We start from the raw sequence: 21,866 nt of genomic DNA, 5'->3' as shown, positions 1-21,866 counted from the left end.
GCACATGCTGGGGCGCCCTTTCTTGTGCACGCAAGGCCCTGCGGTGCGGAGGCCGTCGCTCAGGAAGGAACTAGCGTGATGCGCTGGCGAAGGACGGGCCGCGAAGCTGCGCGAGCTGCTCGCTATCGCGGCCATAAGCGTCGGCGCGAAAGGCGATGCTCTCGCCGGCAGGCGCCGCGGTCAGATAGGTGATGTAGACCGGCACCGGCCGCGGCAGATTGACGTGCTGCTCCGGCGCGTCCGACTTGGTGGTCAGCGGCCGTCCGAACAGCCACTTGGCCAGCCGCGGCGCATCCTCCACCCGCACGCAGCCCGAGCTGAACCGCCGCTCCGCCTTCTGGAACAGCTCCCGCTCGGGCGTGTCGTGCAGGTAGATGCCGAGATCGTTGGGCAGCATGAACTTCACCTTGCCCATGGCATTGTCCTTGCCGGGCAGCTTGCGCATCGGCAGCTCGATCCGGCCTGCCGCCACCGCCTCCCAATCGACCTCGGCGGGATCGAGCTTGCGGGCGTTGGAGGAGTAATCGGAGAGGACCTCGAAACGGTTGGCCTTCACGAACGATGGCCCGCGCTTCAGCACCGGCTCAGCGATCCGCTTGCGGGCGAGGTCGGGCGGCAGATACCAATAAGGATTGACCGCCGCGTAGCGGATATAGCCGGCCAGCATCGGCGTCTGCTGGGTCGGCATTCCGACCACCACTTTCATGGAATCGACCAGGCGGCCATCCTCATAGGCCAGGAGCCGCGCCGAGGCGGCGTCGACGATCAGGTGCCGACCGCGGCCGCCGGCCGGAAGCACGCGCGCCCGCTCCATGTTCAGCCGGATCACGTCCTCGCGATCGCCGGAACCTTCGTTGAGCGCCGCTAGGGTGCGCGGCCCCGCCACGCCATCGACGGGCAGGCCATGGGTCGACTGGAATTCACGAACCGCTGAGGCGAGCTCCGCATCGAACACGTCGGTGCCCGGAAGCCCGAAGCGCTCGCGGAGCAGCCTGACGCGCTCGCCTTTGGCGCCGGGCTTGAGCAGCGGCCCGTCGGCGATGAAGACGCCCTGCCTGCCGCCCCAATTGTAGCGGTAGTCGGTGAGCCCGCGGCGCAGCTCGGCATAGATCGGGTGCATCCAGCCGATGCTGGCGACATAGTCGCGAAGCGACGGCGCCGCGTCCGCCGCCTGAAGCACGGCGCGGGCCGAAGGCGCCGCCGGCGCGAGCTCGGCATCGATATAGCGCGTCTTGTCGAAGGTGGCGCGGCGCGTATCCCGCACATAAGCGACAAAGGCGCGCGACAGCATCATTTCGGCGCGCGCGACATCCTTGGCCGATCCTTCTTCCGACGCACGGTCGATGGCATCGACGAGCGCCCGGGGCCGGTATTCCTCCGGGTCGAGCCCGTCGAGATCGGCTGTCGCAATCAGCTCGACGAGCTGCCGGGCTGCAGGCGTGTCCGGCCCCTCCTCGAACCAGAGCGGCCGGTTCTTTCGCGCCTGATAGAAGGCCCGCAGTTCCCGGTCGGACTTGGCGGCCGATTTGAGTGCGGCGACGACCGAGGCCGGAGCCGCGACGGCGGCCTGACCGATCGGCAGCGGAGCCACGCTCAGCGCAGCAACGAGGCAAGTGGTGAGAAGAAGTTTACGCATAGACACAGATCGAGGCACTCCGCCCCGCTCCCGAACGCATTATGGCCCGATACAACCAAGCCCTTGAACACGCACAACTAAGCAATTCATCCCTCTCCGCCAAGCCGAGGCCGCGCAGCAACCTGGATCAGGTCCGCCAACGAGAGGCCGGTCGAATCGTTCCGGGCGCAACATGGCGCGCGTCCCGCCAGGGGACCGGCTCGCGCCGCGTCAGCCCCCGCCGAACTTGCGGAAGCGCTCACCGAGGACATGGGCGTTGACGCCGTCCCGGACGGCGATGAAGATCGTGTCGTCACCCGAGATCGTTCCCGCGATTTCCGGCACCTGCGCCTGATCCAGCGCCAGCCCGACGATATGCGCGGATCCCGGCGGGGTGCGCAGCACCAGCAGGCTGCCTGCCGGCTCGATCGACTGCACCCATTCAGCGAAGATCCGCTCGAGCCGCGAGGCAGCCCAGTCGCTCTCCCCCAGCTGATCGGGAAGCGCATAGCTGATCATGCCGCCGCGCTTCACCTTGACCGCTCCAAGCTGTACGAGGTCGCGCGACACGGTGGCCTGGGTGACGTTGAAGCCGGCCGCGCCGAGCCGCTCCGTCGCCTCTTCCTGGCTCCCCACCCCTTCGGAGCGGATGATCTCGGCAAGCGCCTTCCGGCGGCGGGCTCTCACGTCGCTCATGGATTGATTTATGCTGTGTTAAGCATAATTATGCAACTAACCTAGGTGAAGTTCCGCTGCTGAGTCGGGGAGGGATCATGGCAAAGTTCGAATGCTCGAAGGAGGCTCCATGGGGCATCCATTTGTCCCTGCTCGGCCAGCACTGCCCCCGTTGCGGCTGGGAAGCGCCGAAGCCGAAGCGGATACCGGCCGCGCCCGAGCCCGAGTTCGGCTGGATGCCCGTGGGCACGCTGCTCGCTTCGTAAGCGCTGGCGCCGCCGTCACACCAGATCGTCGGGAATGAACCAGTAGGGCCGCGCGAAACGGCGGGCGCGCCCGAGCTGATAAGGCAGCACGAACCCCTTGCGCTCGTGCGGCTCGGCGCCGCTGTTGAAGCGCGCGACGTCCCGCCATCCCTCCAGGTCCATCGTCTCGGGCAAGCTGCCGCCGAACAATTGCCACCATAATTTCCGCCGGAATTCGCCGATCGCGTCCCCCTTCTCGGCCCAGATGAAGCCGAGTTCGGTGTCCCATTCGAAACTGCGGCCGTTGATGTTGGCGGAGGAGAGCAGGCACGCCTCGTCATCCGCGATCAGCAGCTTCGAATGGATGTGGATCAGGCCGGAGCCGTAGGCGGTGCCGCGCGTCTCCTCGAACTTCTCTTCGTTCGGCTTCACCGGCTCGTGCTTCGCCAGTGTGAAGAGGCCGACCCGCTTCGGCCCCGCCTTCCTCAGCAGCCGTCCGAGGGCGCGGGCCTGGAGGTGCTCGCCGTGGCGATGCGCGAGGTTGTCGGTCTGCCCTTCGAAGGCGATCTCCTCCGGCGCGTTGGCGACGAGGATGATCACCTCCAGCTCCGGATGCACGCGCAGCGCCGCTTCGACCCAGTCGGCGGCATCCTTCGAGCGGAAGAACTGCGCCTCGATGTAGAGCAGCCGCCGGGCCGAGGTGATGATGCTCCGATGGGCCGCCTTGAGCTCGCGCACGCAATGCCGCGGCCCGATCGCAACGGGCGAGGCGTTGTGACGCGACAGGGTCCGGACGAGCTGTACCGTCGCCTCACCTGTCGGTGGGGGCTTATCCGTGGGGCTGGAGATCTCGCTAAGCGGATCGAGCATCAGCTCCTGCCCGCAACCGCCGATCCATTCCTCGACCGTCCCACGGTAGCGCGGCAGCTCTCTATTCCACAGCCGCGCGAAGTGTCGCGCGGCATCCCCCGCCGCGGGGCCTTCGATCAGCGCGGAAATGTCGTGCCAGGTCTCGTTCGCCCGCTGGCGATGGCGTCGGTCGTCCCAGCGCCGCTCGTCGAGATCGAGCCCGCCGACGATCGCCTGCCTCTGGTCGATGACCACGAACTTCTGGTGGTACGTCGCCGGCCACAGCCGCGGCGGCGGCGCGGCCTTGAACGCGGTGGGCTTGCCCTTCTCCCAAGCGAGATGGCGCCACAGCCCCGGTCGCGTGTCGAACCCGCCGTCGTCATTGTGGCCGCGTCGGAGCAGCTTGCCGACGACCTTGCGGATGCGCCGCCGCAGCAGCGGGCGGAGCAACTGCCGCCAGCACCAGCCGATCTCGCCCTCATGCTGGATGACGATGAGCTGCAGCCGATCACGCTCGGCTTCGTCCAGTGCCTCGACCACATCGCGGATGCGGCGATAGCTGTGCCACGACCCCGCATGGAGATAGTCGGCGAGCACCGGCTCGAAATCCGCAAGCAGGATCCGGACCTCTACGCCCCGCTTCACGACATAGGCGATCAGCGCCGACCAGTCGGAAAGCCCCAGCGCCTTCGCCTGGTCCGAGCGCAGCTTGGTGTCCGGGTCGAAGACGCGGAACGACAGCCAGACCGAGCTTTGCGCCTCCAGCACCAGCTGCTCCAGCATCGGATACATGTCCGCCGCCTCGATCAGCGGCGTCACTCGGCAGCCTTCGCGCGGCGGCGCGGGATCGAGCCAGTCCGGCCCCTCCTCCACCGCGAGCATCGCGTTGCTCCGATCCAGGAAAAGCGCCTCCGCATACATCGCGGCGCGGCGGGGATCGGCGTCTGCCACTACAACAGCTCGCTCCCGTTGGGCTCCCGCGCGCGGCGGCGCTCGGTGAACCAGATGGCGATGAGCGAGATCTCATAAAGCAGGATCAGGGGGACCGCGAGCATGAACTGCGAAACGACGTCGGGCGGCGTCGCGACAGCAGCAATCACGAATGCGATCAGGATCGCGTAGCGCCGCCCCGCCTTGAGCTGGGTGCGCGTGACGATCCCCGCCCGCTCGAGCAGCATCAGGAGGACGGGAAGGAGGAATGCGATCCCGAACGCCAGTATGAAATGCATCACGAAGGAGAGATATTCCCCCATCGCCGGCAGCGCTTCCTGCTGGATGCCCGGTATCTGCCCCTGATAGCCGAGGAAGAAGCGTATCGCCGTCGGCATCACCACATAATAAGCGAGCGCAGCGCCGAGCCCGAACAGTATGGGTGTTGCGATGAGGAAGGGAAGGAAAGCCCTCTTCTCCTTCGCATAAAGGCCCGGGGCAACGAACGCCCATATCTGATTGGCGATCACCGGGAAGGCGAGGAAGAAGGCCGCGAAGAAGGCGACCCGCACTTCGGTGAAGAACGCCTCATAGAGCTTGGTGTAGACGATGCGCCCCTCGCCCGGTCCGCCGAAGCCGTCGATCAGTGGCTGCACCAGGAAGCCGAAGATATCGGCGGCGAAATAGAAGCAGACCCCAAAGGCGGCGAACAGGGCCGCGAACGACCAGATCAGACGCTTCCTGAGCTCCACCAGATGGTCGAGCAGAGGCGCCGCGGTCTCGTCCAGATCCCTCACGGCAGTTCCGGCTTCGGCTGTGACGGCGGATCCGTGTCCGTCGGCGGCGGCTCCAGCTCGGCGCTCTGTCCACTCGGCGAGGGGAGCGGCTCGGGGGCGGCAGCGGCGGGAAATTCGCGCATGATGCGCTCATTCTCCGCCTTCCACTTCTTCTCCATCTCCTCGAGCTCGGACTCGCGGATCATGGTGTCGATGCCGGAGCGGAAATGGCGCGCCATGCCGCGCGCCTTGCCGACCCAGTGGCCGATCGTGCGCATCACCTTGGGCAGGTCCTTGGGCCCGATCACGACCAGCGCGACCAGCGCCACGATCAGCAGCTCGGTAGGGGCAATGTCGAACATCTACGCGCCCGCGACGCGGCGTGAAATCAGGGCTCGCGCCGTTCGACCGGATCGGCGGCGCGGCTGCGGTCGGCGCCATGGTCGATGGTGCGGTCGGCCTCCAGGCGGCGCTGCGCAGCGGCGGCCTCCTCGTCCTCGCTCATGCCCTTCTTGAAGCTTTTGATGCCCTTCGCAACGTCGCCCATCATGTCCGAGAAGCGACCCTTTCCGAACAGCAACAGGATGATCACGCCCACCACGAGCCAGTGCCAGAGGCTGAAACCACCCATTACAATTCTCCACAATACCTAGGTGGCATCTAATGCTCTTCGCCCTCACTTTCCAGTTCAAGCTGTCCCATCTGCTCCAGCGCGGCATCGATCGGGTCGAGCAGGCCCGCTGCCTTGAGGTCGTCGAGACCCGGCAAGTCGCGCCGGCTCTCCAGCCCGAAATGCTGGAGGAAGCCGACGGTGGTCGCATAAGTGAGCGGCCGCCCAGGCACCTCGCGCCGCCCCGCCGGCCGCACCCAGCCGGCCTCCATCAGCACGTCCAGCGTTCCCTTTGAGATCTGCACGCCGCGGATCGCCTCGATCTCGGCGCGGCTGACCGGCTCGTGATAGGCGATGATCGCCAGCGTCTCGACCGCGGCGCGGCTGAGCTTCCGCGCATCCTCCCGCTCGCGGCGGAGGATGTGGGCGAGGTCGGGCGCGGTCTGGAAGTGCCACTTCCTGCCGCGTTCGACGAGCTCGACGCCGCGGCCGCGATAATGCTCCTCCAGGATCGACAGCGCCTCCGCGACGTCCACGTCCGGCCCGACATATTCGGCGATATCGGCGGCGCTCAGCGGCTCCTCGGAGGCGAACAAAGTCGCCTCCACCGCGCGCACGTCGTCGCCGATCGGGCTCATGCCGCGCGGATGTAGAGCGGCGCGAAGGCCGATTGCTGGTCAAGGTGAAGCTTGCCCTGGCGCGCCAGCTCCAGCGTGGCGACGAAGCTGGAGGCCAGCGCCGAACGCCGATATTCCCCGTCCTGCGTCTCGGGCAGGAAGGACCTTATCTCCGCCCAGTCGACGCGGGTGCCGAGCAGCCGCTCCACCCTGGTGAGCGCCTCGTCCAGCGTCATCACCGGCCGGCGGCCGACGACATGCACCGCCGGCTCCATCCGAGCGCGAATGGAGCCATAGGCGCTGATCAGGTCGTAAAGCTCGGCCGTCCAGGCGGCTTTCTTCACAACCCTCAGTCCCTCCGGCGCGCCGCGCAGGAACACGTCGCGGCCGACCCGGTCCGATGCCACCAGCCGCGCCCCCGCCTCGCGCATAGCGCTGAGGCGCTGGAGGCGCAGCTGCAGCCGCATCGCCAGTTCCTCGGGACTGGGATCGGCGGCCGCCTCCTTGGGCAGCAGCAGGCAGGATTTGAGGTAGGCGAGCCACGCCGCCATCACCAGATAATCGGCGGCGATCTCCAGCTTCAGCTTCTTCGCATCGGCGATGAACGCGAGATATTGCTCGACCAGCGCCAGGATCGAGATCTCGCGCAGGTCCACCTTCTGCGACCGCGCCAGGGTCAGCAGCAGGTCGAGCGGCCCTTCCCAACCGTCGAGGTCCAGCGTCAGCCGGTCTGCCGACGCCACCGCGGGCGCCTGATCGAAAAGCTCTTCCACGAAGTGAGCTTAAGCCAGCCCCGCGCCCGCGCAAGCCTTGTTCGCGGGAGCCGCGCCTTCCGAAACGCGGCCCCCGCACGCGGAGCGCTAGCGGCGCGCCGCGACCTCGATGAGTCTTGGCTGCGCATCCTGCCGCCGCTCGAAGCCAGCAACCGCGAGGTCGATCTCCTCGGCAGCATCGGCAACCGCGGAGCGCATGCAGTCGCGCTCGGCCCGCATCTGCCAGAACGGCTCCATCCCATGCTTCATGCACAGACCCTCGGCCGCGCCGCGAACCCGCGCCTCGAGCGCCCGCACCCCGTCGGCAGTGGCGAGGTCGAGGTCGGCATAGCTCACCTGCGCGACTGGCGCTCCGATGCTGATCGTGACCGGCGCGACGCCGCTCGCCGCCGCCATCGCCGCACCGAGCGAGAACAATCCGAAGGAGGCGCTGATCGCCTGAAGATATCTGCCGGTCATCCGAGCCTCTCCTGCCCATGCGGCGCCGTTGCCGCGTCAGGGAGGAGCTAGGGCCGAAGGGTGCTTCGATCTTGAGGGCCGGCTGATAAGATCGTGGGTCAGAATCTTTCCACAATCGGGAGCCCGGATGACCGACCTCGACCCGCGCCTGCTGGAGACGCTGGAGCAGCTTGCCCCCTTCACGTCCCAACTCTCCGATCCGTGGTGGCTGTTCGGCAGCGCTGCCATGGCCCTCCACGGCGCCCGCCCGATCGCAATCGGCGACGTCGATCTGCTGGTGAGCCGCGCCGACGCGCCGACGCTGTTCGACCGCCTCGGTCTTTCGCTCGCTCCTGGCACGCAATCCGACCGCTTTCGCTCGGACATCTTCGCCTGCTGGCGCGATCCGCCGCTGTCGGTCGAGATCCTCGCCGGCTTCCACGTTCGCTCAGGCGACGAGTGGCAGGAGGTGCTCCCACGAACGCGGTTCGAAATGATGCTTCCCTCCGGCGTCGTTTACGTGCCGGACGTGCCGGAGCTCATCGCCCTCTGCCGCCTGTTCGGCCGGCCCAAGGATTTCGAGCGGATCGAGCTCCTCGAAGCGCTTGCTGCCGGCGATGGCGGGGCCTAGGCGGGGCGCGATGCGGTGGATCCTCCTCTCGGGCGCCTTGCTCGGCGGCCTCGGCGTCGCGTTGGGCGCCTTCGGTGCTCACGGGCTTCGCAATAGCCTCGACGCTACGCGCCTCGGCTGGTGGAACACCGGGGTCCAGTATCAGCTCTGGCATGCCGTTGCCCTGCTTGCGCTGGCGGCGCTGCCTCTGCCGCGCCGCGGACTTGCCGCCGTCCTGATGACGCTCGGCACGATCCTTTTCGCCGGCACGCTCTATGTCATGGCGCTGACCGGGTTGCGCTGGCTCGGAGCCGTCACGCCGCTAGGCGGGCTGCTGATGATCGGCGGCTGGGCCACCCTCGCCTGGGCTGCGTTCCGGGCGCCTCAGGCGTAAGCAAGCAACTCGTCGCGCCGCGCGGCGAGCTGGACATAATCCGGCCCGTCCTCCACCAGCGCGACCGTATCCATCGCCCGGTGCAGCCGTCGCCGCGACTCCTCGCCCATGCTTTCAAGCTCATGCGCGACGCCCTGCATCTCGCCCATCTTCCCTGAACAATGGAGAGCGACGTCGCAGCCCGCTGCCAGCACGCCCGAGGCGCGGTTGCCGAAATCGCCGGTCAGCGCATGCATGCCGATATCGTCCGACATCAGGAAGCCGTCGAAGCCGATCCGTCCGCGGATGATCTCATCGATCACCGTCGGCGATAGGCTGCCGCAGCGGCTGCGGTCCCAGGCGGTGTAGACGACGTGCGCCGTCATCCCCATCGGCGCCCAGCTCAAGGTCCGGAACGGCTCGATATCCGCCTCCAGCTCCGCTTCGCTGGCATTGACGACCGGCAGCTCCTCATGGCTGTCGACCAGGGCGCGTCCGTGCCCCGGCATATGCTTGACCACGCCGACCACGCCGCCCGCGCGCAGCCCTTCCAGCACCGCCCGGCCAAGCGCCGCCACCTGCATCGGCTCCGCGCCCAGAGCGCGGTCGCCGATGATATCGCTCGCCCCTTCCTGCCGCACGTCTAGCAAGGGCAGGCAGTCTACGTTGACGCCGACCTCGCGCAAGGTGACTGCAATTGCGTGTGCGTTCGCGCGCGCGGCCTCGATCGCCGCGACTGGTGAAATCTGGTAGAGCTTCGAGAACTTCTCGCCGGGCGGAAATGCCGGCCAGACCGGCGGCTTCATCCGCGCCACGCGCCCGCCCTCCTGGTCGATCAGGATCGGCAGATTGTCGCGCCCATGGATCGCGCGCAGCTCGTCGGTCAGTGCCCGCACCTGCTCCGGCGAGGAGACGTTACGGGCGAACAGGATGTAGCCCGCAGGGTTCGCATCCGTGAAAAAGTCGCGCTCGTCGGCCGTCAGCCGCTCCCCCGCCATCCCGTAAATCGCCGGCTGCATCGCTCTTCCCCTCACCCGCCAAAGCAAACCGCCCGCCCCGAGCAGGCGCGAGCCTCAGGCTCGACGGCTACTCGGGACGGGCGGCGAAGAAAAGCGCCGGCGCGCCGGCTGAATCTCAGTTCACGACGATGCAGCTCTCCCCAGCCACTTCGAGGCGGCGGCAGATGTCGCGGGCGTCGGCGCCGCTGGCGCGCAGGCGGTAGAAGGTGCGGCCGTTGACATTGGCGGTCATCACGCTCTGGCTCAGCGGCTCCAGATATTTAAAGCGGGCCGACATTGCCTTCCAGGCACTGTTGGCCGCGGCGTTGCTGTCGAACGCGCCGAGCTGGATGGTCGCGCCGCCGGCTGCGGGCGCCGCGGTGGGGGCCGGAGTCGGAGCCGCGGCGACCTGGGTCGGCCTCGGCGCCGGGGTCGGCTGCGCGGCCTTGGGCTGCGCGGTGACCGGAGCCTCGGAGACGGCGTCGACGTTGATCTTGCCCTGCGGCTCGGCGCCCTGGCTGGCGGCCAGCGCGGTCTCGTCGCGGTCGTCCACCTTCATGCCGCCGGGATCGTCCGGCTTGACCTTATAGTCGCCTTCGGGCGCGGCTATGAGCGTCTCGTCCTCGCCCGCGCCGCCGGCGCCGCCATCGCGGTTGCCCATCCAGAACAGGCCGCCGACGATCAGGCCGATCGCGAGCAGGCCGATGACGACGAAGGCAATGAGCTTGCCCGCGGACGGACCTTCGCGAGAATCGTCCTCGTCGACGGCCTCCAGCCAGGGCAGCCGATCATCGTCATCGGCGCGAACATCGCTCATCACTGCATCTCCTCCGCTGCGGCCACGCCCATTAACGCCAAGCCGTTACGAATTATTTGCCCTATTGCGGAAGCGAGTTCCAGACGCGCCCGTGTCATTTCGGGATTGTGTGCCAATAGAAAACGCCTGGAAGGATCATCATTACCCTTGTTCCAGAGGGCGTGGAACGAAGCGGCCAAGTCGTTGAGGTAAAATGCGATCCGGTGCGGCTCATGGGCCAGCGCCGCGGCCTCGACGATACGGGGATATTGGGCGGCGAGCTTCACCAGCGCCAGCTCGTCCGCGTCGAGCAGGGCGAGATCGGCCTCGCCGGAGAGATCGAACCCCTCCTCCTTCGCCTTCCGGTGCAGCGACGAGATGCGGGCATGGGCATATTGCACGTAGAAGACGGGGTTGTCGCGCGACGCCTCGACCACCTTGGCGAAGTCGAAATCCATCTGCGCGTCGTTCTTGCGGGTCAGCATGGTGAAACGAACGACGTCCTTGCCGACTTCCTCCACCACCTCCGCCAGCGTGACGAAGCTCCCCGAGCGCTTCGACATCTTGACCGGCTCGCCGCCCCTCAGGAGCCGCACCATCTGGACCAGCTTCACGTCGAGCGCCGGCCGCCCGGCAAGCGCCTCGACCGCCGCCTGGGTGCGCTTGACTGTTCCCGTGTGATCGGCGCCCCAGACGTTGATCAGCTCGTCGGACGCCTGGAGCTTCTGCAAATGATAGGCTGCATCGGCGGCGAAGTAGGTCCAGCTGCCGTCCGACTTCTTGAGCGGACGGTCCTGGTCGTCGCCGAAGCGGGTCGAGCGGAACAGGATCAGCTCGACCGGCTCCCAGTCTTCGGCGACCTTACCCTTGGGGGGCTCGAGGACACCGCGATAGACCAGCCCTGCGGCGTCCAACGCCGCCAAGGCGCGGTCGACGGCGCCGGACGCCTGCACCTCGGCTTCGGAGGAGAACAGATCGTGGTGGACGCCGAGCGTCGCCAGGTCGGAACGGATGAGGTCGAGCATTGCCGCCACCGTGCGGCGGCGGAAAAGCTCCAGCCACTCGGCTTCGGGAGCGGCAGCGTAGAGGTCGCCGAACTCAGCGGCGAACGTCTGCCCCACCGGCACCAGATAGTCGCCGGGGTAGAGGCCTTCCGGGATCTCGCCGATCTCCTCGCCCAGCGCCTCGCGGTAGCGGAGCCAGGCGGAGCGGGCGAGCGTATCGACCTGCGCCCCGGCATCGTTGACATAATATTCGCGGGTGACGGCAAAGCCGGCATGTTCGAGCAGGCTGGCGAGTGCGTCGCCGACCACCGCGCCGCGGCAATGGCCCATGTGCATGGGCCCGGTCGGGTTGGCGGAGACATATTCGACGTTGATGCGCTGCCCCCGGCCGAGGCTGGAGCGGCCGTATTTCTCGCCGCCTGCGAGGATGGCCCGCAATTCCTCCTGCCAGACGGCCGGGCTCAGCCGGATGTTGATGAAGCCGGGCCCGGCGATCTCGGCGCTCTCGACCTCCTCCAGCTCCCCGAGCTTCGGCGCGATCAGCCCCGCCAGCGCCCGCGGGTTCGTCCCCGCACCCTTGGCGAGCACCATCGCCGCATTGGTGGCGAGATCGCCATGCGACACGTCGCGCGGCGGCTCCACGGCGACGTTGCGGCGCTCCAGCCCCGCCGGCAGCTTGCCCTCGGCTTCGAGGCTGTCGAGAATGGCGCCAAGATGCGCAGCAAAGCGGGCGTAGAGTGTCACCATCTGGTCCGTGGCTTGGGAAAGCGCGCGGCTTAGACGAAGCGGCTCGGGATTTGAAGCGCCGCGCTATCGCCGCGCAAGAGCAAGGATGGCGCGATTGCCGTGCACGAAGGTCCCGGCCTCGGTGCGGCCGAGAACCGCGAGCATGGCGTCGGCAACAACATCAGCTCGGACTGCGGCATAGCGGTCGAGGCGCCCCTTGAGCAGCAGATTGGCGAGCGGACTGAGCGCGATGGCCAGCCGTTCGCCGGGACGGGGTGGGCCGCCGCGCGCCCCGAGCAGCAGGCCCGGGCGGAATATGTCGAGGCGCTCGAAACTGAGATCGCGCAACGCCGCCTCGGTCTGGCCTTTCACCCGCAGGTAGAAGGTGCGCGAGGCCGCATTCGCGCCGACGGACGAGACGAGCAGCATCTGGCGCGCACCAGCCTGCCGGACAGCAGACGCGAAGCCGACGATCGCGTCGTGATCGACGGCACGGAAAGCCTCCCTGGACCCCGCCATGCGCATGGTCGTGCCGAGTGCCGACACGGCCGCGTCCGGGCGGAGGCGGGTCAGGACGTGCGGCCATTCGTCGGCCGGTGCGACATGCTCACGCCAGGCGACGGCAGTGCGGCCGGTGGGGCGCCGGACGAGGGCGTCTACTTCGTGACCGGCGTCGATCAGCCGATCGGCGAGCTGCGCTCCGATCAGGCCGGTGCCGCCGATCAGCGCCACCCGCATCAGAAGCCTTCCGGCAACTCTACCGGCCCAACCAGCTCGCGATACTGGCGCACCGCATAGCGGTCGGTCATCCCCGCGATGAAGTCGCCGATCGCGCGAAGCGTGCTGACAGTCGAAGCGTCGGCGGGGCGCCATGTCTCGGGGAGGAGGCGCGGGTCGTCGCGATAGGCGGCGGCGAGGCCGGCAACGACCTTCTGCGCCTCGACGCGGACCGCCTCCACCTGCGGCGCCTTGTACATGCGCGCGTAGAGGAAGGCCTTGAGGGCCCGCTCCTCGGCGGCCACTTTCTCCGAGAAGCCGGCAAGCGGCCCGGGATGGTGGCGCACGTCTTCGACACTCTCGACGCCCGACGCCGCGATCCGGCACCCGGTCTCGATCAGCACGTCGTTGACCATCAGGCCGATCTGGTGGCGCACCAGCTCCGGCAGCAACCGCTCCGGCGCCACGTCCGGAAAGCGCCGCCGCACCGCATCCCAGCAGCGCGCGACGAGCGGTACGGCGAGCAGGTCCTCCAGCGTGAACAGCCCTGCTCTGAGGCCGTCGTCCACGTCGTGATTGTCGTAGGCGATATCGTCCGACAGCGCCGCGATCTGCGCCTCCAGGCCCGGCCAGGTGCCGAGGTCGAGCGGGAATTCGCCATTCGCCTCCGCCAGCGCCCAGCTCGGCTGCGGGATCGGCCCGTTATGCTTGGCCAGCCCCTCCAGCGTCTCCCAGCTGAGGTTGAGGCCGGCGAAGCGCGGATAGGGAGTCTCCAGCCTGGTGAGCAGGCGGAGCGTGTGAGCGTTGTGGTCGAAGCCGCCCGCCTCCTTCATCGCCGCCTGCAGCACGTCCTCGCCGCTATGGCCGAACGGGGGATGGCCGATATCGTGGGCGAGGCAAAGCGCCTCGGTCAGATCCTCGTTGAGCGCCAGCGCGCGCGCCAGGGTGCGGCCGATCTGCGCGACTTCGAGGCTATGGGTGAGGCGGACGCGGAAATGGTCGCCATCGGGCGCGACGAAGACCTGGGTCTTGTGGCGGAGGCGCCGGAACGGCACGGAGTGGATGATCCGGTCGCGGTCCCGCTGGAAAGCGTCGCGCGGACCGCGAGCCTCACCGGCCTCGGCCTCGGCATGCAGGCGCCCGCGCGAGTGGGCGGGATCGGACGCGTAGCGGGCCAGCGGCCTCACTTGGCGGCGAGCTTCTCGATCTCCTGTCCGTCCGCGCTCTTCCATGGCACGGCGGCTATATTCGACTTGGCGAGTTCGTTCACCAGTTCCTGCGCTTCCTTCTGGTCCTTGAACGGACCGACGAGGACGCGGTTGGTCGAGCGGAACGAGGCTTTCCAGCCGGTGGTCCCGCCGAGCAGCTTCGGCGCCTTCCCCTTCAGCCGTTTATATTCGCCCATTGCCAAGGCATCGGATGCACTGGCGATCTGGACCCAATGGCGGCTCGGTGCCTCGGCCTCGGCCACCTGTTCCTTCTCTGGGGCCTTCTTCGGCTCGGGCTTCGGCTCGGCCTTGGCGACCTTCACCGGCGGCTTCGGCTCTTCCTTCGGCGCTTCGTCGGGCAGCGCGCGGATTGTAGCCGCGAGCCCCGCGAGGCCGGATGAGGCGGCAGGCGAAACCACCGCAGCCGGCGGTGGCGCAACTTCGGGGCTGACGCTGGACGGCGGCGGCGTCACCGTCGCGATGTCTGCGTTCGGTGCGGAAGGGGCGGCAGCGGGCGGAACCGCCGCCGACGCGATCGACGAGGGCAGAAGGTTGGTCAGCCCGGTTCCCGCGTCCGCAGCTGTCGCCGCGACGTCGGCGGTTCCGGCTGCGGCCGTGCTTGGCCCGCTCGATCCCGCAGCTTGCGGGAGGATGTTGGCGGGTCCGCCTCGCGAAACCGTATCGGCAGCGATTGCCGCCGGTGCGCCGGCGTCGCCGGGAGGACCTTGGACGGGCCGTGACAGGGATCCGGCATCCGCCAGCTGCACCGGGCCGGACGTCGGCGGTGCCGTGATCGGCTTTGTCGCTACGGGCGTCGGCGCCTGAGCGGACTGAGCCGGAGGCGCCGCGACCCGCGCCGGCGACTGGCTCGCAGGTGCCGAGCTTGAGTTATTTTGGATTGGCACGGCCACGCGCGGTTCCGCGCGAGCGATGCGGGCGGGCTGCTCTGTTCTGGCGGGCTCGGGCCGCGCCTCGACGGGCTTGCTGACGCCGCGACGGCGGACCGTCCCGCCACCGCGAAGCAGATCACGCTCCTCGGCAAAGCTGAGGCCGGATTCCTCAGAGCCGCTTCGGCGGCGCGAGAAGGACGCGGCATCGCCCCTCTGCTCACGCCGTGCAGCAGGCGCGGTAGCCGACGCTGCCGGATTCCGCCGCGAAGATACCGTCGGTGTCGGGGTCGCGACCATGGGCGCCGTGCTGCGCGGCGGCACAGGCGTGACGCTCGCATATTGCTGCGGCACCTGAGCGACCTGGATCGCTCCGCCATCGTTCGGGAAATGCCCGAAATGAACGGCCATGGCACGGTCGGCAGGCCGAAGGGCGGGCAGCCTCGCGAGGAAGGGCTGCATCGCCGCCGCCTGCGCCGGCATCACCGCGCGCACGGCTTCGGTCGCGCCATTGGCGTCCCCAGTCAGCGCCAACACGAAAGCGCGAACGCGCCATGCTGCACGGTCCTGGCGCCGGAGCTGCTCGTCGATGATCGCCAGGGCGCCGGCGCGATCGCCGCTGATCGCCTTGGACAGCGCCATCCGCCGCCGCACCTCGGGCGTGTCGGCGGTGCGCATTGCGAGCGCGTAATCGCGCTGCGCCTGCGACGGATTGCCGAGCAGATCGTGGGCGAGGCCGCGGTCGGCGGCATATTCGCCCTCCGGCGCGCCGAGCGTCCGCGCGTCCTCGAAGAATTTGAGCGCCGCCTGCGCCTGCTCCATTGCAAGGAAGGCGGAGCCGAGTCCCGCCTTGATCCGGCCGTCGCGCGGCGCGACCTCCTCCGCCCTGGCATAGAAGGTCGCTGCCGCCTGCACGTCGCCTAGCTCGAGCGCCGCCTTGGCCGCGCCAGTCAGCGCGCCGAGGTTGCGCGGGGATTCGGCGAGCGTCTTCAGGTGCCGCGACAAGGCAGTGCCGGGATCCTCCTGGAGTGCGCTATAGACGGGCTGGGCAGCCGCCGGGGCCGCGACGGAAAACGCGATGCCGCTCGCCAGCAGGGCCACGCCCAGCCGGAGCCGCTTGTTAACCTGTATCGATCTCATGCACGAGAATAAGCCCTCGCCAAGCTTTCTGGGCAATGACCAAGTGCCTGAATCTGCGCCCGGGCGGTGCCTGAAGACGGTGAGCGGGTCGGCGACGTCGGGAACAAAGTTCCATGCCGCAGAAAAGAAGAACCCGGCAGCACGAGTGCCGCCGGGTTCGTTTTGCCTGCCTGCCCGCTCCCGATCGGGAGCGGAAGCTAAGTCACTGATTATTCTGGCGGTTCAGGAAGCGCGGAATGTCGAGCGGGTCGCGGCCATTGGCCCGCATCGGGGCCTGCGGCTCCTCGTCCACCTGCGCCTTGGCAGCGCCGCGGGCGATGTTCGACATGCGTTCAAACAAGGTGCCGCCGTCGCGGCGAACGGTCGGCTGGGGCGCCTCCTCGTCGGGGATCGGGCCGATCCAGCTGCGGCTGCCGTTCACCGCCGGCTCCGCCTTGGGCTCGTCCGTCGCCATCATGCTGCCGGCGTCGAGCAGCAGCTCGTCGCCGCCCTGATCGGTGTCGTCGAAGGTTACCGGTGCAAGATCGAGCAGGGTCGGATCGTTCGAGCCGGCAGTGATCGGCGCCGGCTGCGGCGCTTCCGCGATCGTCTCGGGCTCGGCCACGACGGGAGCCGCCGCCATCGGTGCAGCGGTCGGCGTCTTGATCGGCTCGGCGGTGCGTGCGGTGCCGGGGAAGGCGAACACCTTGGCCGGTGCGGCCTGCGCCTGCACGTCGGCATCGATGCCGGTCGCGACGACCGAGACGCGGATCTTGCCTTCGAGATCGTTGTTGAACGCCGAGCCCCAGATGATGTTGGCGTCCGGGTCGACCAGCTCCTTAATGTGGTTGGCGGCCTCGTCGACCTCCATCAGGCGCATGTCCTCGCCGCCGGTGATCGAGATGATGACGCCCTTGGCGCCCTTCATGCTGACGCCGTCGAGCAGCGGATTGGCGATCGCCTGCTCGGCCGCCTCAATGGCGCGATTGTCGCCCGAAGCCTCCCCGGTGCCCATCATCGCCTTGCCCATCTCGCCCATCACCGAGCGGACGTCGGCAAAGTCGAGGTTGATCAGGCCGGGCATGACCATCAGGTCGGTGATGCCGCGCACGCCCTGCTGGAGGACCTCGTCGGCCATCTGGAACGCTTCCTTGAAGGTCGTGTTCGGGTTGGCGATCCGGAAGAGGTTCTGGTTCGGGATGACGATCAGCGTGTCGACATGCTGCTGCAGCTCTTCGATGCCCGCGTCGGCGGCGCGGCCGCGGCGGGTGCCCTCGAAGCTGAACGGCTTGGTGACGACGCCGACGGTCAGGATGCCGCGATCACGGGCCGCCTTGGCGATGACGGGCGCCGCGCCGGTGCCGGTGCCGCCGCCCATGCCGGCCGCGATGAAGCACATATGGGCGCCTTCCAGCGCCTTCTCGATGTCGGCGATCGTCTCCTCGGCGGCCGCCTTGCCGATCTCCGGCCGCGAACCCGCGCCGAGACCCTGGGTGATCTTGAGGCCGAGCTGGATGCGCTGATCCGCCTCGGACGAATTGAGCGCCTGCGCGTCCGTGTTGGCAACGAGGAAATCGACGCCCTGGACATCGCTCTTGATCATGTTGGCAATGGCGTTGCCGCCCGCGCCGCCGACGCCGATCACGCTGATACGGGGCCGGAGCTCGTCGACTTCCGGCCGAATGAAATCGATACTCATAAGCTTACGCTCCCCTTACAACGCCCGCCGCCCGAGCGGTCTACACTGTTGAATCACATCTGATTCGCCCGATCCAGCGAAAAGTTAACGGGCGATTCAAATAACTGTTAATAACCGCTCCGGAACGCCGAAATCAGCCGCTGGACGACGTTGCCGCCTTCCTGTTTCGGCGCCGCCGACTGAACGTGAGCGGTCTGCCTGATGTCGATCTCCTTCGACGCCGCGAATTGCGCCAGACCGGCCAACGTGGTGAAGGCCGGACCGCTATGCGCCTCGGGCAGGCCCGCCATCTTCGGCCGCCCCACCCGCACTGCCCGTCCTAGCACTCCCTGGGCATAATCGGCGATCCCCTTGAGCTCCGATCCACCGCCCGTAAGCACCACTTGGCGGCCAAATGGCCCCGAGAAGCCGAGCTCCTTCAGCGCATTCGCGATCTCGCCCATCAGATGCTCGAGCCGCTGGCGAATGACGCCGATCAGTTGCGCACGGGTGATGCGCACCGGCTCCGTGCCCTCCTCCTGGCTGGAGATCGGGTTGACGTCGATCATGTCGTGATTGTCGCGCGGGCTCGTGGTGGCCGAGCCGTAGAAGCACTTCATCCGCTCGGCCTCGCCGCGGCGGGTGCCGAAGGCGGAGGCGATATCGTCGGTGATGTCGATCCCGCCCATCGCCAGCGACTTGAGGCCGACAAGCATGCCCCCGGCGAAGACGGAAACGTTGGTGACGCCCGCACCGAGCTCCACCAGCGCGACGCCGAGCTCGCGCTCCTCTTCGCTGAGGCAGGCCTTGCCCGCCGCGACGGGCGAAGCGACGATCGCCTCGACGCCGAGATGGGCGGAGCGGACGCAGAGGTCGAGATTCTTGACCGGCGACGGCTCGGCCGCGACGACATGAATGTCGACCGCGAGCTTGTCGGCATGGAGGCCGAGCGGCTTCTTCACGCCCTGCAGGCCGTCGAGCGTGTAGAGCGCCGGCAGCGCGTGCAGGATCATCCGCCCTTGGGGATCGATCGACTGCCGGCCAACGGTCATCAGCTGCTCGATATCCTGCTTCTCGATCTGCCGGCCGCCAATCTCCAGCTCGACGCTGGCAACCGTGCTGACCAGCCCGCCGGCCGAGAAGCCGACGAACACCTGGTCGATCGCAAGGCCAGCGATCCGCTCCGCCTGCTCGACCGCCTCGCGGATCGTCGCCTCGGTGCGCTCCATGTCGGCGACGAAGCCGCGGCGCACGCCCCGGCTCTCGCGCTGGCCGGTGCCGAGAATCTTGAGCTCGCCGTCATCGCCGGCCTCGGCGATCAGCGCCGAGACCTTCGACGATCCGATATCAAGCGCGGTGACCAGCTTGCGGGCCGGCGGAGGCGACGTCCTGTTCCTCAATTCAGGTCCTTAAATGACGGTTGCTGGATCGACCGGCCCGCCCTGTCCCGGCGCAGGGGCCGGCGGCGGCGGCGGATCCTTGATGATGGTACCGGGCTGGCTCGACACGCGGACGATGAACTTGCCCGGGATGCGCATGTCGAAGCGGACCAGGCCGCGGCCGAGCAGCTGCGTCATCTTGTCCATCCGCGCGAACTGGACCAGCGCCTTCTCCGCCGTCTCCTGCCCCTCAGGAAGCGCGAGCACCTCGCCCGACTGGAAGCGAAGGTCCCAGCGGCGCCCGCCGACCCAGCTCGCACCGGCCAGCTGCGGCTTCAGGTGCGGCGCGGAGGCGACCAGCTCGTTCAGCGCGGTCGCCTTGAGATTGGCGGCGGGGCCGATCACGAGCGGCAGGTCAGGCATCGCCTCCAGCTTCACCGGCTCCAGCGGCACGCCGGTGCGGTCGATCAGGGTCAGCTCCTGGTTGTGCTGCCAGATCGCGGCCGGCCTGCGCTCGACGATGTCGACGACAAGCGTGTCGGGCAGGCGCCGCGACACTCGCGCTTCCTCGACCCAGCCGAAGCGGAGCAGGCGCTCGCGTGTCGCGTCGAGATCCACCAGCGGCATCGCCATCGACTGCTGATCGAGCGCGGCCGCATAGATGGGCAGGCGCTGCATCCGGTTGAGACCCTTGATCTCGACCCTCTTCACAGCAAAGCCGGCCTCGCCCACCGCCTCGCCGGCAGCCACGCCCGCCATCTGCGGCACCTGGAAGGCGGTCAGCACGGCGAGCAGCAGCGCCAGCATCATGCCCGCGAAGATCCACATGCTGACCTTGCGCACCGTCTCGGCCGGCAGCGGCAGCGCCTCGACCGCCTTCGGCGACGCTTTGCGGGAGGGACCCTTCCCCTTCGGGCGGGTCCGGGCCTGGGTGCCGCGGGCGATCTTCGCCGTCATAAGGCCTCCTCAACGATACGCTGGACGAGCTCGGCATAGGTCATGCCGCGATATTTGGCCTGTTCGGGGACGAGACTGAGCGGCGTCATTCCCGGCTGGGTGTTGACTTCGAGGAGATAGAGCCCCTCCACTCCCTGCTCGTCGTCCCAGCGGAAGTCGGAGCGCGACGTGCCCTTGCAGCCGAGCGCCTGATGCGCCTTCAGCGCCATGTCCATCGCCGCGTCCCGGATCTCGTCCGGGATCTCAGCCGGGCAGACGTGCTGCGTCAGCCCGTCCGTATATTTGGAATCGTAATCGTAGAAGCCGTGGGTCGGCTTCAGCTCGGTCACCGCGAGCGCCTCGTCCCCGAGCACCGCGACGGTCAGCTCATGACCCTTGATGAACGGCTCGGCGAGCAGCTCATCGAACTCCTGCCACGGCCCCGCCACGTCGCGGCCGATCGGGTTGCCGTAATTGCTGTCGGCGGTGACGATCGCGACGCCCACCGAGGAGCCTTCGTTGACCGGCTTCAGCACGTACGGCCGCGCCATCGGGTCGGCCTGGTACAGGCTTTCGCTCTTGACCATGTGACCGCCCGGCATCCGGATCCCGCGCGGCACGAGGTGCTGCTTGGTCAGCTCCTTGTCGATCGCGATCACCGAGGTGGTGAGGCCGCTATGCGTGTATTTGATCTGCATCAGGTCCATCAGGCCCTGAACGGTGCCGTCCTCGCCCGGCGTGCCGTGGAGCGCGTTGAAGACGATGTCCGGCCGCACCGCCTCCAGCACCTGGGCAAGGTTGCGATCCATGTCGATGCGGGTAACGCGGTGCCCGACGCTCTCGAGCGCATCGGCGACGCCTGAGCCGCTCGACAGCGAAACCTCGCGCTCGGCCGACCAGCCGCCCATCAGCACGGCGATATGAAGCTTACCGGCACTCACTTAACCACCCCCACACGCTGGATCTCCCACTCCAGCATCACGCCCGAATGCGCGTGCACCCGGCGACGCACTTCCTCGCCCAATGCTTCGATATCGGCAGCTTTAGCATTGCCAAGATTGAGCAGGAAGTTGCAATGTTTTTCAGAGACTTGGGCATCACCAATTTGCAGTCCGCGGCAGCCCGCCTCGTCGATCAGCTGCCAGGCCTTCTTTTCCGGCGGATTCTTGAAGGTCGAGCCGCCCGTCCGGCTCCGCAGCGGCTGGCTCGCCTCACGCTCCTCGGCGATGCGGTCCATCTCTGCGCCGATCGCCGCAGGGTCGCCCGGCGCGCCCTGGAACAGCGCTTCGACCACCACCGCGCCTTCCGGAGTTTCGCTGTGCCGGTAGGTGTAACCGAAGCGCTCCGCCGGCCAGGTCCCGACCGTTCCGTCGCGCAGCACGACGGTCGCCTCAACAAGGATGTCAGCAACCTCACGCCCATAGGCGCCCGCATTCATGCGCACTGCCCCGCCCGTCGTTCCCGGAATGCCGCGCATGAATTCGAGGCCGGCTATCCCCGCATCACGCGCCTTGCTGGCGACGGTGATGCCCATGGCCCCGGCTCCCGCGCGGACCCGATTGCCGGGCTCGACCGTCACCTGCGCCAGGCTCTTCGGCAGCCGCACCACGACACCCGGCAACCCGCCGTCGCGGACGATCAAGTTCGAGCCGACGCCCACCGGCATCAACGGCACGGAAGGGTCGAGATGGGTGAGGAAGCGGGAAAGGTCCTCAATGTTTTTCGGCCGCACCAGCCATTCGGCCGGCCCGCCGGTGCGAAACCAGATGAAGTCAGCGAGGGAGCCGTTCTGGTCGACCGTTCCCTGCAATTCGGGTAGCACCCACCCCCTAGCCCCCTCCCTTGAAAGGGAGGGGGGAAGATCGGCCGCAAGCTCCCCCTCCCTTTCAAGGGAGGGGGTTGGGGGG

The 21,866-nt window shown here is 68.0% G+C and carries 23 protein-coding genes; 3 read left to right on the top strand and 20 right to left on the bottom strand.

Going from position 1 to position 21,866, the window contains the following annotated elements:
• Positions 1–70: 70 nt before the first annotated feature.
• A complete protein-coding gene (locus tag AC5JBD_RS05225; protein ID WP_495720696.1) occupies positions 71–1,636 on the bottom strand; it encodes a L,D-transpeptidase family protein in 1,566 nt (521 codons plus the stop codon).
• Between the two features lie 210 nt (positions 1,637–1,846).
• The gene (gene argR, locus AC5JBD_RS05220) at positions 1,847–2,311 is read right to left on the bottom strand and encodes an arginine repressor (protein WP_495720695.1); all 465 of its coding nucleotides are present in this window, start codon (positions 2,309–2,311) and stop codon (positions 1,847–1,849) included.
• A 77-nt stretch (positions 2,312–2,388) separates the two neighbouring features.
• On the opposite strand from argR, the gene AC5JBD_RS05215 reads away from it, so the two are divergent.
• Entirely contained in the window at positions 2,389–2,556 is a 168-nt protein-coding gene (locus AC5JBD_RS05215) for a hypothetical protein (protein WP_495720694.1), read from the top strand.
• Positions 2,557–2,571: 15 nt separating this feature from the next.
• On the opposite strand, the gene AC5JBD_RS05210 is transcribed toward AC5JBD_RS05215, so the two are convergent.
• From AC5JBD_RS05210 to AC5JBD_RS05180, 7 genes are all read right to left on the bottom strand, one after another.
• Positions 2,572–4,335, bottom strand: coding sequence for a phospholipase D family protein (locus tag AC5JBD_RS05210; RefSeq protein WP_495720693.1), 1,764 nt, complete (start codon positions 4,333–4,335; stop codon positions 2,572–2,574).
• On the bottom strand, positions 4,335–5,111 hold the full coding sequence (tatC, locus tag AC5JBD_RS05205) for a twin-arginine translocase subunit TatC (RefSeq protein WP_495720692.1): 777 nt from the start codon (positions 5,109–5,111) through the stop codon (positions 4,335–4,337). Before tatC ends, AC5JBD_RS05210 begins: the two co-directional genes overlap by 1 nt.
• Positions 5,108–5,452, bottom strand: coding sequence for a Sec-independent protein translocase protein TatB (gene tatB / locus AC5JBD_RS05200; RefSeq protein ID WP_495720691.1), 345 nt, complete (start codon positions 5,450–5,452; stop codon positions 5,108–5,110). The genes tatC and tatB overlap by 4 nt, the downstream gene beginning before the upstream one ends.
• A 26-nt stretch (positions 5,453–5,478) precedes the next feature.
• Entirely contained in the window at positions 5,479–5,721 is a 243-nt protein-coding gene (locus AC5JBD_RS05195) for a twin-arginine translocase TatA/TatE family subunit (protein WP_495720690.1), read from the bottom strand.
• Between the two features lie 29 nt (positions 5,722–5,750).
• On the bottom strand, positions 5,751–6,338 hold the full coding sequence (gene scpB, locus AC5JBD_RS05190; protein WP_495720689.1) for an SMC-Scp complex subunit ScpB: 588 nt from the start codon (positions 6,336–6,338) through the stop codon (positions 5,751–5,753).
• Complete coding sequence (locus AC5JBD_RS05185) at positions 6,335–7,090, bottom strand: segregation and condensation protein A (protein WP_495720688.1); 756 nt, start codon at positions 7,088–7,090, stop codon at positions 6,335–6,337. Before AC5JBD_RS05185 ends, scpB begins: the two co-directional genes overlap by 4 nt.
• Positions 7,091–7,177: 87 nt before the next feature.
• Complete coding sequence (locus tag AC5JBD_RS05180) at positions 7,178–7,549, bottom strand: UrcA family protein (RefSeq protein WP_495720687.1); 372 nt, start codon at positions 7,547–7,549, stop codon at positions 7,178–7,180.
• Positions 7,550–7,676: 127 nt separating this feature from the next.
• On the opposite strand from AC5JBD_RS05180, the gene AC5JBD_RS05175 reads away from it, so the two are divergent.
• Both AC5JBD_RS05175 and AC5JBD_RS05170 read left to right on the top strand, forming a co-directional pair.
• Complete coding sequence (locus AC5JBD_RS05175) at positions 7,677–8,159, top strand: hypothetical protein (protein ID WP_495720686.1); 483 nt, start codon at positions 7,677–7,679, stop codon at positions 8,157–8,159.
• Between the two features lie 10 nt (positions 8,160–8,169).
• Entirely contained in the window at positions 8,170–8,532 is a 363-nt protein-coding gene (locus AC5JBD_RS05170) for a DUF423 domain-containing protein (protein WP_495720685.1), read from the top strand.
• Here the strand turns inward: AC5JBD_RS05170 and nagZ are convergent.
• From nagZ to murB, 11 genes are all read right to left on the bottom strand, one after another.
• Positions 8,523–9,530: a beta-N-acetylhexosaminidase gene (gene nagZ / locus AC5JBD_RS05165; RefSeq protein ID WP_495720684.1), complete on the bottom strand. Its 1,008-nt coding sequence runs from the start codon at positions 9,528–9,530 to the stop codon at positions 8,523–8,525. The genes AC5JBD_RS05170 and nagZ overlap by 10 nt on opposite strands.
• Positions 9,531–9,645: 115 nt before the next feature.
• Positions 9,646–10,326 (bottom strand): SPOR domain-containing protein, encoded by a 681-nt coding sequence (locus AC5JBD_RS05160; protein WP_495720683.1) that lies wholly within the window; start codon positions 10,324–10,326, stop codon positions 9,646–9,648.
• Positions 10,326–12,053: an arginine--tRNA ligase gene (gene argS, locus AC5JBD_RS05155; protein WP_495721191.1), complete on the bottom strand. Its 1,728-nt coding sequence runs from the start codon at positions 12,051–12,053 to the stop codon at positions 10,326–10,328. The genes AC5JBD_RS05160 and argS overlap by 1 nt, the downstream gene beginning before the upstream one ends.
• Before the next feature lie 66 nt (positions 12,054–12,119).
• Positions 12,120–12,773: an NAD(P)H-binding protein gene (locus tag AC5JBD_RS05150; RefSeq protein ID WP_495720682.1), complete on the bottom strand. Its 654-nt coding sequence runs from the start codon at positions 12,771–12,773 to the stop codon at positions 12,120–12,122.
• Positions 12,773–13,939 carry a deoxyguanosinetriphosphate triphosphohydrolase gene (locus AC5JBD_RS05145; RefSeq protein WP_495720681.1) on the bottom strand — a complete coding sequence of 389 codons (1,167 nt, stop codon included), beginning with the start codon at positions 13,937–13,939 and terminating at the stop codon, positions 12,773–12,775. Before AC5JBD_RS05145 ends, AC5JBD_RS05150 begins: the two co-directional genes overlap by 1 nt.
• On the bottom strand, positions 13,936–15,987 hold the full coding sequence (locus tag AC5JBD_RS05140; protein ID WP_495720680.1) for an SPOR domain-containing protein: 2,052 nt from the start codon (positions 15,985–15,987) through the stop codon (positions 13,936–13,938). The genes AC5JBD_RS05145 and AC5JBD_RS05140 overlap by 4 nt, the downstream gene beginning before the upstream one ends.
• A gap of 202 nt (positions 15,988–16,189) precedes the next feature.
• A complete protein-coding gene (ftsZ, locus tag AC5JBD_RS05135; protein WP_495720679.1) occupies positions 16,190–17,665 on the bottom strand; it encodes a cell division protein FtsZ in 1,476 nt (491 codons plus the stop codon).
• Between the two features lie 107 nt (positions 17,666–17,772).
• Positions 17,773–19,044, bottom strand: a complete 1,272-nt coding sequence (gene ftsA, locus AC5JBD_RS05130) for a cell division protein FtsA (protein WP_495720678.1) — start codon at positions 19,042–19,044, stop codon at positions 17,773–17,775.
• Between the two features lie 9 nt (positions 19,045–19,053).
• Positions 19,054–19,980, bottom strand: coding sequence for a cell division protein FtsQ/DivIB (locus AC5JBD_RS05125; protein WP_495720677.1), 927 nt, complete (start codon positions 19,978–19,980; stop codon positions 19,054–19,056).
• On the bottom strand, positions 19,977–20,900 hold the full coding sequence (locus AC5JBD_RS05120) for a D-alanine--D-alanine ligase (protein WP_495720676.1): 924 nt from the start codon (positions 20,898–20,900) through the stop codon (positions 19,977–19,979). The genes AC5JBD_RS05125 and AC5JBD_RS05120 overlap by 4 nt, the downstream gene beginning before the upstream one ends.
• Positions 20,897–21,769, bottom strand: coding sequence for a UDP-N-acetylmuramate dehydrogenase (gene murB, locus AC5JBD_RS05115; protein ID WP_495720675.1), 873 nt, complete (start codon positions 21,767–21,769; stop codon positions 20,897–20,899). The genes AC5JBD_RS05120 and murB overlap by 4 nt, the downstream gene beginning before the upstream one ends.
• Between the last annotated feature and the right edge of the window lie 97 nt (positions 21,770–21,866).

The organism is Allosphingosinicella sp., assembly GCF_059502505.1.
Note: the sequence above shows the minus strand (reverse complement) of the source record. Positions and strands in the feature narration are given on the sequence as shown.